The sequence below is a fragment of the Streptomyces sp. NPDC059989 genome, assembly GCF_042736975.1.
Taxonomy (GTDB): Bacteria; Actinomycetota; Actinomycetes; order Streptomycetales; family Streptomycetaceae; genus Streptomyces.
The window spans coordinates 32,787-41,908 of record NZ_JBHWUO010000058.1 but is presented as its reverse complement, the minus strand read 5'-3'; the positions used below and the strand labels follow the sequence as shown (position 1 = coordinate 41,908).

Genomic DNA, 9,122 nt, shown 5'->3' with positions numbered 1-9,122 from the left:
GGATTTTGCCGGCGTCAGCCTTGATGTGCGGGCCACAACGCAGCCCGGGCGGGCTGGGTTGCGCGGAGCGCAATTCCAGCCCGCCCGGCGTTTGAGGGCACCCTCAGCCCCGCCGGCGTTTGAGGCGCTGGGGGTCCCCCCGGACGAAGTCTGGGGGAGGGTTCGGGGGCAGAGCCCCCGACAGCGGCGCCGCACGCTCGCTGCGACGCGTACCCCGACTACTTGACCAGGAAGCCGCGGAGGTCGTCCAGGACCTTGTCGGCGGCGGTGACGCCGAGGCCCAGGTACCAGGTCTCGTCCGGGACGTCCTTGGCCTGGCCCGCCTTCACGGCCTCCAGGCCCTTCCACAGCGGGTTGCCCTCGGCAGAGTCCCGCTTCGTCTTGTCCTTCGGGCCGTAGACCCCGGTGAAGATCCAGTCGGCGGCCGCCTCGTCCATCCGCTCCGGGCTGATCTCGACCGCCAGGTCCTCGGCCTGCTGGTTCTGCGGGCGCGGGATGGCCGCGTCCTTGAGGATCGTGCCGATGAAGGAGGCCCCGGCGTACAGGCGGGTCTTGCCCGGCATGTAGCGCAGCATCGTGACGGTCGGCTTCTTCGCGCCGAGGTCGGCACCGAGCTGCGTCGCCTTGGCCTGGTACGCGGCCAGCTTGGCCTGCGCCTCGGCGGTCTTGTCGAGCGCGGCCGCGTTGAGGAGGTAGTTCTCCTTCCACGGGAAGCCGGGGCGGATGGCGAAGACGGTCGGGGCGATCTTCGACAGCGCCTCGTACTTGTCCGCGGCGCGCAGCTGGCTGCCGAGGATGAGGTCGGGCTTGAGCGCGTTGATCGCTTCCAGGTTGAGGTTGTTGATGGTGCCGACCGACTTCGGCTCGCCGGCGTCCTTCTTGAGGTAGTCCGGGATGCCCTCGTCGCCCTCGGACGGCGCGTAGCCGACGGGCTGCAGGCCCAGCGAGACAACGTTGTCCAGTTCACCGACGTCCAGGACGACGACCCGCTTCGGCGCGGCCTTGAGCTCGGTGGTGCCCATGGCGTGGGTGACCTTGCGGGGGAACTGCCCGGCCGCGGCGGTGGTCCCGAAGGCGGCGGTCTTCGCCGCGGCGTCCGCGAACTCCTTGCCGCCCTGGGCGACGGCCTTCTTGTCGCCGCCTCCGGCCTTGGTGTCCTCGGCCGCCTTCCCGTCCCCGCCGCCGCAGGCGGTGAGGGCGAGCGCGGCGGCTGCGGTGAGGGCGACGGCTGCGGTTCCGCGGCGTCGGAAGGACATGGGACGGCTCCTGGAGTCGGGGGCGGCATCGCGGGTTAGGCAAGCCTAACCACCTGCTCACCCTAAACGCCCCGATATCGCACAGCACAATCGCCACCGCCATCACAGGCGAATCGCCAGGTGGACACCCGTACGTGTGAAGCGTGCCGGGTGCTGTTGTTCGGCAGGAAGTGCGAAAACTAGCTTCACCCCCGGAGGTGACGGCCCGGATGACTGTCTGTGCCATCGAGATCGAGATGACGACCACGGCCCCGTTCACGATCGCCGCGGACGGGTCGTACGCCGCCCGGCTCGCCGGGGACGGGGAGGCGCGGTTCGCGGAGCGCTGGACCCTGGCCGGGCCCGAGCCGTACGCGGTGCCGCTGCCGCTCTCGCAGCCCGAGGAGGCCGACAGCGAGGTGCTGCCGCTGGCCGACGGGCGGGTGCTGATCCACCGGCGGGTGGCGGAGCGGCACGCCTTCGCGCTGCTGTACCCGACGGGCGGCGCCGCGGACGGGCCGCGCACCGGGGAGCTCCCGCTGGGCTCGGTGGCGCCGGACGACGGCGCGGGGGAGGGCTCGGCCGGGGACGTACGGGTCCGCCTGCTGCCCCCGTCCCCGGACGGACACGGCGCCTTCGCGCTGGTCGTGACGGACACCGCGACGGCCGTCTGGCAGGTGGCCGGCTCCGGCTTCGGGCAGGTGGCCCGGATCCCGGGCCGGTGCTCGGGCGGCGTCTGGCTGGACCGGACGGGCCGGATGCTGGCCCTGGACCGGGAGCTGGAGGGGACCGTCAAGGCCGTCGCCGTGGATCTGGGGCGCGGCGGTGAGGTGTCGCCGCTGCTCCAGATCGCCGAGGGCAGCGACGACCGGCTCCTGCTGGCCGACCCGGACAGCGGGCTGCTGCTGCTCCGCTCCGACGCGCCGGGCGAACCCCGCCTGGGCTGGGGCGTGTTGGGCAGCTCCCTGCCGGTCCGCTTCCCGGAGTGCCTGCGACCGGCGGATTCGGTCCCGTTCGCCGTCCAGCCGGGGCAGGCCCTGATGCCGGAGACCTGTGGGGTCGCGCTGCGGCTGCCCGACGGGGACATCGGCCTGTGGCGCCCGGCCGACCGGTACCTCTTCCGGCTCGGGGCGCCCGCGGGCTGGCTCGGCGGGACCGGCGTGTGGAGCAGCGAGGGCCGCCTGCACCTGCCGTACGCGACCCCGGAGGTGCCGTGCGGGATGGTGGGCGTGAGCCAGCCGGTCGCCCCTCCCCCGCCCGTACGGCTGGACCCGCCGCCTGCGCCGGTCCTGCGGCCGGTCCCGCTGCAGCAGGCACCGCTGCAGCGGGCTTCCGCGGGGCGGGCGGCCCCGGGGGCTTAGCGCCGCCTACGCCGGGGTGGCGGGAGCGTCGGCGTACCCGCGCTCGTGCCGGTCTATGGCGTGGCGGACGGCGTTGACGAAGCCGTTCCAGAAGAAGGCCGGGGCACCTGCGGCGCCGGCGGTGGTCCGACGGTCGTTCGCGGTGTCCCAGTTCCCGAACATCGCCTTGCGCAGTTCGGTGGATATCTCCAGCTGAGCGCCGGCTCCGGTGCGCGTGCGGTTGACGATGTTCGCGGGGTCGTCGCCGTTCAGTGAGCCGTCCTCCCCCGCGAGGATCACCTGCACCCGCCGCGCGGGATCGCTGTTCGTCATGGTGAATCCCTGGTCCGCGAAGGCCCTCGCCAGGGTCCGCATGAGCCGCTGGTCCCGGCCACCGATGAGGATCTGCCGGTGCGAAAACCACGCCGGGGTGGGGCTGGTCGCGGGGACCACAGGTGCGAAGCCGTGCAGGGAGACGGCATAGAGGTTGTTGCCGCAGACGGCCAGTGCAGCCGGGTCGTCACAGAGGGTCGAGGTGACGTGGAGCTGCGCGATGTTCTTCAGCGCCTCGAACATCCAGTAGTCACGCTGCAGCGGCCCGTCCGCCTCCGGGAGCTGAGCGGTATTGGCTGCCCACGGCTTGTAACCCGCGATGGCGAGACACAGCTCGCTGGTCCCCTCCTCGATGGCGCCGCCGTGCGGGGCGATGATCGCCGTACTGCGGACGGGCTGGCTGTCGCCGCTCGCGTTGTCCGTGAGTACGGTCCCGGCGGGCCCGCACCGGAAGCGGCGCATCCAGTCCGTGCCCTCCTTGTAATCGGGGTTGGTGTACAGCCCCGTATTCGTCAGCGGGGGTTCACTCACCTCCGCCGCGGCGGCGGTGCTGCCGTTCCCCGCAAGGTCGTTGAGCAGGGGCAGGGTGGCTGCTGCGGCAGCCACGGAGGTCAGGACGGCGCGCCGACTCGTGAGCTTCATGCGGAGATCATGTCCGACGACCCGGCACCGGCACGGCACCGGGTCGTTCCTGTGGATTCTCAGCCGTGCTTGAGGCCGAGCACCTCCGCCGCGGCGAAGGTCTCGTTCGCCGGGCGGGCGTCGTAGTGCGGGGTGAGCAGCTCGTCCAGTTCCTCGAAGGAGAAGGCCTCCTTCGAGGTGTCGAACTTGGCCGCCACCTTGGGGCGTTCCATCACGACCACGATCCCGCCGTGCACGACGAACAGCTGCCCGTTGGCCTTGGCCGAGGCGGGCGAGGCCAGGTAGCCGACGAGCGGGGAGACGTGCTCGGGGGCGAGCGGGTCCAGCTTGCCCTCCTCCGGGACCTGGAAGCCCGCGAAGACGTCCTCGGTCATACGGGTGCGGGCGCGCGGGCAGATGGCGTTGGCCGTCACCCCGTACTTCCCCAGGGCCAGGGCGGTCGAGGTGGTCAGACCCACGATCCCGCCCTTGGCGGCCGCGTAGTTTGGCTGGCCGGCCGAGCCGCCGAGGAAGGCCTCGGAGGAGGTGTTGACGATCCGGCCGTAGACCGGGCCGCCCGCCGCCTTCGACCGCTCGCGCCAGTGCACGGAGGCGAAGTGGGTGGTGTTGAAGTGGCCCTTGAGGTGAACGCGGATGACCGAATCCCACTCCGCCTCCGACATCGAGAAGACCATCCGGTCGCGCAGGATGCCCGCGTTGTTGACCAGGATGTCGAGCTTCCCGAAGCTGCTCACCGCCAGCTCGACCAGCTCGCGCGCCTGCTCGAAGTCGGCCACGTCGCCCAGGTGCGCGACCGCCTGCCCGCCCGCGGCGCGGATCTCCTCGGCCACCTCCTCCGCCGGCGCGGCCGAGGCCTCCCCGGAGCCGTCCCGTCCGGGCTGTCCGAAGTCGTTGACGACCACGCTCGCGCCGAGCCGCGCGAGCTCGATCGCCTCGGCCCGGCCGAGCCCGCGGCCCGCGCCCGTGACGATGGCGGAGAGTCCCTCAAGTGGCAGTGACATCCGTACGGTTCCTCTCAGAACGGGTCGGGGTGCGTCGGTTCGTCAGTTCGTCAGAGTTCGATGCACGTGCGCAGGGCCACGCCCGTGCGCATCTGGTCGAGGGCGTCGTTGATCTCGGCGAGGTGCACCCGGTGGGTGATCAGGTTCGCCAGGTCGATGCGGCCGGCGCGCCACAGCCCGATGGTGCGCTCGTACGAACGGAGCACGTCGCCGCCGCCGTACATCGACGGCAGGATCTTCTTCTCGTCGAAGAACAGCGAGAACATGTTGATCTGGTAGTTGTCGTCGAGGGCTCCCGCGCCGACGATGACGACGCTGCCGCCGCGCCGGGTCATCTCGTACGCCTTGTGCGCGGTCGCGGACTTGCCGACGACCTCGAAGACGTAGTCGAAGCCCTCGCCGGCCGTGATCCGGTTCTTGGCGTCGGCGAACTCCTCCGGGGAGACGGCCTCGGTGGCGCCGAACCGCAGGGCCGCCTCCCGCCGCGAGGTCACCGGGTCCACGGCGATGATCTGGGCCGCGCCCTGGACCTTGGCGCCCTGGATGACGGATATGCCGACGCCGCCGCAGCCGATGACGGCGACCGAGGAGCCGGCTTCCACCTTGGCGGTGTTGATGGCCGCGCCGAGTCCGGTGGTGACGCCGCAGCCGATCAGCGCGGCGATGTCGAAGGGCAGGTCGTCGGGGATCGGGATGGCGCAGGCGGCCGGGACGACCATCTCCTCGGAGAAGGTGCCGGTGCCGGCGAAGCCGAAGATGTCGCTGGCGCCCCGCTTGAAGTTGGGGGTGGCGACGTTCCCGAAGGCCTCCAGGCACAGGTGCCCCTGGCCGCGCTTGCAGGAGGGGCAGTGCCCGCACGGCGGCAGCCAGCAGACGAGGACCCGGTCGCCGATCTTGTGGCTGGTGACCCCGTCGCCGACGTCGGTGATCACGCCGGAGCCCTCGTGGCCCGGGATGAAGGGGGCGGGCTGGGGCAGTACGCCGCTCATCGCGGAGAGGTCGGAGTGGCACAGGCCGGTGGCCTTGACGCGGATCCTGACCTTGCCCGGGCCGAAGCCCACGGCCTCCATGTCGTCGACGACTTCGAGCTTGTCCTGGCCGATCTCGCTCTGCAGTGCTGCGCGCACGGTGCGGCTCCTTCTACAGGGTGGATTACGCGTGTTCGACGACGGTGTCGGCGAGGACCGGCGCGTCGTCCCGTTCGACGGCGGTCACCGAGACCAGGACGCGGCCGGGCTCCTGCCACATCCGGATGCGCAGCGTCTCGCCCGGGAAGACGATCCCGGCGAAGCGCGTGCGGTAGGCGCGGACCCGGGACACGTCCCCGCCGAGGGCGGTGTCGACGACGGCCTTGAGGGTCATCCCGTACGAGCACAGGCCGTGCAGGATCGGCTGGTCGAAGCCGGCCAGCTTGGCGAACTCGGGGTCGGCGTGCAGGGGGTTCCAGTCGCCGGAGAGGCGGTAGAGGAGCCCCTGCTCCTCGCGGATGGGCCGCTCCTCGACGCGGTCGGGGGCGCGGGCGGGCAGCTCCTCCTTGGCGGAGGGGCCGCGCTCGCCGCCGAAGCCGCCCTCGCCCCGTACGAAGATCTGCGCGTCGCTGGTCCACAGCGGCCCGTCGGCGTCCGCGACCTCGGAGCGCAGCACGATGACGGCGGCCTTGCCCTTGTCGTAGACGGCGGCGACCTTGGAGCTGGAGGTGGCCTGCCCCTTGACGGGGATGGGCCGGTGCAGCTCGATGGAGTGGCCGCCGTGCAGGACGGCGGCGAGGTTGACGTCGATCCCGGGCGCGGAGAGGCCGCCCAGCATGGCCATGCCGGCGCCGGCGACGGTCGCGAAGCTGGGGAGGACGTGGAGCTTGGACTCCAGGGTGTAGCGCAGCTCGTCGGGGTCGGTGGCCAGGGTCTGCCCGTTGCGGGAGGCGCCGGCGCCGAGGCCGAGGTGGTAGAGCTGGATGTCCTTGTGGTCCCAGCCGATGTCCCCCTGACGGGGGTCGGCGGCGAGGGCCCTGGCGGCATCGATCGGCATGAAGATGCTGCTCCTTTGGATCTTTTGGCTCTTTGGAAGACCTCGGTGCGGCCGTCCGCACCGTCGGCCGCACCGAGGTCGTATGCGGGACCGGCCATCGTTCTAGAACGCGTTCCAGTTCCGGCCGGTGAGGGAATGTATAACGCACGCTCCGGCAGTTGGGAAGACTCCTGACTTCACGTCAGATAGGCTTTCCGGGTGGACGAAATGCCCGTGGAACACCGTCAGGCCCGCGCCCTGCGCGTCCTGCTGGATCCGCAGAACCCGGCCCTGGCGCTCCAGCTCGGCCTGCAGCCGGACATCGAGGTCGTACGGGACCTGACGGCGCGGCCGGCGGTGGCGCTGGTCGAGGAGGTCGCCTCGGTGACGGCCCTGCTGGCGGAGGATCCCGAGTGCCGGATCCTGGTGCTGACGGGCTCGGCGCATCCGGGCCTGCTGGACGCCTCGCTCGGCGCGGGCGCGGTGGGGCTGGTGCTGCGGGACGGGCCGGTCGAGGACCTGGCGGACGCGATCCGCCGGGCGTCGATGGGCGAGACCGTGGTCGACCCGAGCCTGGGTGGTTGAGCGGGGGGTACGTTGACCCGATGGGCCTATTCGACAAGTTGACCGGCACCCGGCACCCCGCCGAGGGTGTCCGCCCGCTGCCCACCGCGGAGGTCCGGGCGGCGCTGCTCGCGCTCGACGGCCCGGACGCCCCGTTCATCCTGCGCGAGGGCACTCCGAAGGAGGGCGCCGACCTGGTGGCGGTGTGGCGGATTCCCCAGGGCCCCTGGCACCCGCGGCGCGGCCAGACACGGCTGCGCCTGGTCCCGGCGGCGCGCGAGGTCCGCACCCTCGATGAGAAGTGGGAGGCCTTGGATTCCGGGGAGCGGTCCTTCAACGGCACGGGCCTGAAGTACTCCCGCGGTCCGCTGACTTCGGTCTCCAAGCAGTGGACGGTGGAGCGCGGCCCGGACGGCCGCCGCCGCCTTTCGGAGGCGTCCGCCTTCAGCTCGACGGCCGTGAAGACCCCTCTCCGCGAGGCGGTTCTCGCGGCGGGGTGGACGTGGCGCGGGGTCTTCCGACTCTGACCGCTCCCCTGCCGGGGGCTCCGCCGGCTGGGCTGGTTCCGCCTCGGCTGCGCCCCGGGCATGCGGGCGCGGCCCCGCTGCGGGGGCTCCGCCCCCGAGCCCCCGCGCCTCAAACGCCGGCGAGGCTGGTTTTTGGCTGAGCTGTCCGGTCAAGTGTCGCTGGGTGGGTTGTGAGCTGCACCCAAAGGCTTTGCCGGGCCACATCCAGCCTCGCCGGCGTTTGAGGCGCGGGGTCTGGGGCGGAGCCCCAGGTCCCGGCGGAGCCGGGCTTGCGCCGCAGCGGGCCGTTACCTGCGGAGGAGGGTGACCACCGCCGCCCCGCCCAGCCCGATGTTGTGGGCAAGGCCCACCCCCGCACCGGGGACCTGGCGCGGGCCCGCCTCGCCCCGCAACTGCCAGACCAGCTCCGCGGCCTGCGCCAGGCCCGTCGCGCCCAGGGGGTGGCCCTTGGAGATGAGCCCGCCCGAGGGGTTGACCACCCAGCGCCCGCCGTACGTGGTCGCGCCCGACTCGACCAGCTCCCCGGCGGAGCCGTCCCCGCACATGCCCAGCGCCTCGTACGTCAGCAGTTCGTTGATCGAGAAGCAGTCGTGCAGCTCGATCACGTCGACGTCCTCGATGCCGAGTCCGGACGCCTCGAAGACCTGCCGCCCCGCCGCCGCCGTCATCGGCTTGCCGACCACGTCGATGCACGAGCCCGAGGAGAAGGACTCCTCCGTGTCCGTCGTCATCGACTGGGCGACGATCTCCACCGCCTTGTCGTGCAGCCCGTGCCGCACCATGAACCGCTCCGAGACGACCAGCGCCGCCGCCGCCCCGTCCGAGGTCGGCGAGCACTGCAGCTTCGTCAGCGGCGCGTGGATCTCCTTCGCCCCCAGGATCTCCTCCACCGAGTACACGTCCTGGAACTGCGCGTTCGGGTTGTTCGCCGAGTGCCGGTGGTTCTTCGCACCCACCGCCGCCAGCTGCGCGGCCGTGGTCCCGTACCGCTCCATGTGCTCGCGCGCCGCGTTCCCGAAGATCTGGGCGGTGGGCGGGGACATCTCGAAGCCGTGCCGGGCGGCCATGATCCCGTAGTGCCGGGCCACCGGGGCCGTCTTGAAGTCGCCGCCGTCGGCACCCCCGCCCAGCGCGCCCCGCTTCATCTTCTCGAAGCCGAGCGCCAGCACGCAGTCGCTGATCCCGCCCTCGACGAACTGCCGCGCCATCATCAGCGCCGTCGAGCCCGTCGCGCAGTTGTTGTTCACGTTGTAGACCGGGACCCCGCTCAGTCCCAGTTCGTACGCCGCCCGCTGCCCCGCCGTGGAGGCCTGGAAGCAGTAGCCCACCGGCACCTGCTCCACCAGGTCGTACCCCACCCCGGCGTCGGCGAGCGCCGCGGAGCCGGCCTCCTTCGCCATGTCCCAGTACTGCCAGTCCCGCGACTCCGGCTTCTCGAACTTCGTCATGCCGACGCCCACGATGTATGACTTCATG

The 9,122-nt window shown here is 71.9% G+C and carries 9 protein-coding genes; 3 read left to right on the top strand and 6 right to left on the bottom strand.

What is annotated here, in order from left to right:
• Nucleotides 1–218: 218 nt before the first annotated feature.
• Nucleotides 219–1,256, bottom strand: coding sequence for an ABC transporter substrate-binding protein (locus ACFWBN_RS33895; RefSeq protein WP_385183651.1), 1,038 nt, complete (start codon nucleotides 1,254–1,256; stop codon nucleotides 219–221).
• Nucleotides 1,257–1,465: 209 nt separating this feature from the next.
• Here ACFWBN_RS33895 and ACFWBN_RS33890 point away from each other — a divergent pair, with 209 nt between their 5' ends.
• Nucleotides 1,466–2,596 carry a hypothetical protein gene (locus ACFWBN_RS33890; protein ID WP_385183648.1) on the top strand — a complete coding sequence of 377 codons (1,131 nt, stop codon included), beginning with the start codon at nucleotides 1,466–1,468 and terminating at the stop codon, nucleotides 2,594–2,596.
• Between the two features lie 6 nt (nucleotides 2,597–2,602).
• On the opposite strand, the gene ACFWBN_RS33885 is transcribed toward ACFWBN_RS33890, so the two are convergent.
• Genes ACFWBN_RS33885 through ACFWBN_RS33870 form a run of 4 tightly spaced genes read right to left on the bottom strand, consistent with a single transcriptional unit; the run spans nucleotide 2,603 to nucleotide 6,576 of the window.
• Entirely contained in the window at nucleotides 2,603–3,550 is a 948-nt protein-coding gene (locus ACFWBN_RS33885) for a poly-gamma-glutamate hydrolase family protein (protein ID WP_385183646.1), read from the bottom strand.
• A 59-nt stretch (nucleotides 3,551–3,609) separates the two neighbouring features.
• A complete protein-coding gene (locus ACFWBN_RS33880) occupies nucleotides 3,610–4,551 on the bottom strand; it encodes a 3-oxoacyl-ACP reductase (RefSeq protein ID WP_385183643.1) in 942 nt (313 codons plus the stop codon).
• A 50-nt stretch (nucleotides 4,552–4,601) separates the two neighbouring features.
• On the bottom strand, nucleotides 4,602–5,678 hold the full coding sequence (locus ACFWBN_RS33875; RefSeq protein WP_385183639.1) for a Zn-dependent alcohol dehydrogenase: 1,077 nt from the start codon (nucleotides 5,676–5,678) through the stop codon (nucleotides 4,602–4,604).
• 25 nt (nucleotides 5,679–5,703) lie between these two features.
• The gene (locus ACFWBN_RS33870; RefSeq protein ID WP_385183636.1) at nucleotides 5,704–6,576 is read right to left on the bottom strand and encodes a MaoC/PaaZ C-terminal domain-containing protein; all 873 of its coding nucleotides are present in this window, start codon (nucleotides 6,574–6,576) and stop codon (nucleotides 5,704–5,706) included.
• 207 nt (nucleotides 6,577–6,783) lie between these two features.
• On the opposite strand from ACFWBN_RS33870, the gene ACFWBN_RS33865 reads away from it, so the two are divergent.
• Both ACFWBN_RS33865 and ACFWBN_RS33860 read left to right on the top strand, forming a co-directional pair.
• Nucleotides 6,784–7,140, top strand: a complete 357-nt coding sequence (locus tag ACFWBN_RS33865; protein WP_385183657.1) for a DNA-binding response regulator — start codon at nucleotides 6,784–6,786, stop codon at nucleotides 7,138–7,140.
• Nucleotides 7,141–7,160: 20 nt separating this feature from the next.
• Nucleotides 7,161–7,646, top strand: coding sequence for a hypothetical protein (locus tag ACFWBN_RS33860; RefSeq protein ID WP_385183633.1), 486 nt, complete (start codon nucleotides 7,161–7,163; stop codon nucleotides 7,644–7,646).
• Between the two features lie 287 nt (nucleotides 7,647–7,933).
• Here the strand turns inward: ACFWBN_RS33860 and ACFWBN_RS33855 are convergent, their stop codons facing one another.
• Nucleotides 7,934–9,121: a lipid-transfer protein gene (locus tag ACFWBN_RS33855; protein ID WP_385183630.1), complete on the bottom strand. Its 1,188-nt coding sequence runs from the start codon at nucleotides 9,119–9,121 to the stop codon at nucleotides 7,934–7,936.
• Nucleotide 9,122: the final 1 nt, after the last annotated feature.

Excerpts from the sequence above, each read along its gene's own strand:
- ACFWBN_RS33895 (WP_385183651.1), bottom strand. The coding sequence starts at position 1,256 with ATGTCCTTCCGACGCCGCGGAACCGCAGCCGTCGCCCTCACCGCAGCC.
- ACFWBN_RS33890 (WP_385183648.1), top strand. The coding sequence starts at position 1,466 with ATGACTGTCTGTGCCATCGAGATCGAGATGACGACCACGGCCCCGTTC.
- ACFWBN_RS33885 (WP_385183646.1), bottom strand. The coding sequence starts at position 3,550 with ATGAAGCTCACGAGTCGGCGCGCCGTCCTGACCTCCGTGGCTGCCGCA.
- ACFWBN_RS33880 (WP_385183643.1), bottom strand. The coding sequence starts at position 4,551 with ATGTCACTGCCACTTGAGGGACTCTCCGCCATCGTCACGGGCGCGGGC.
- ACFWBN_RS33870 (WP_385183636.1), bottom strand. The coding sequence starts at position 6,576 with ATGCCGATCGATGCCGCCAGGGCCCTCGCCGCCGACCCCCGTCAGGGG.
- ACFWBN_RS33865 (WP_385183657.1), top strand. The coding sequence starts at position 6,784 with ATGCCCGTGGAACACCGTCAGGCCCGCGCCCTGCGCGTCCTGCTGGAT.
- ACFWBN_RS33860 (WP_385183633.1), top strand. The coding sequence starts at position 7,161 with ATGGGCCTATTCGACAAGTTGACCGGCACCCGGCACCCCGCCGAGGGT.
- ACFWBN_RS33855 (WP_385183630.1), bottom strand. The coding sequence starts at position 9,121 with ATGAAGTCATACATCGTGGGCGTCGGCATGACGAAGTTCGAGAAGCCG.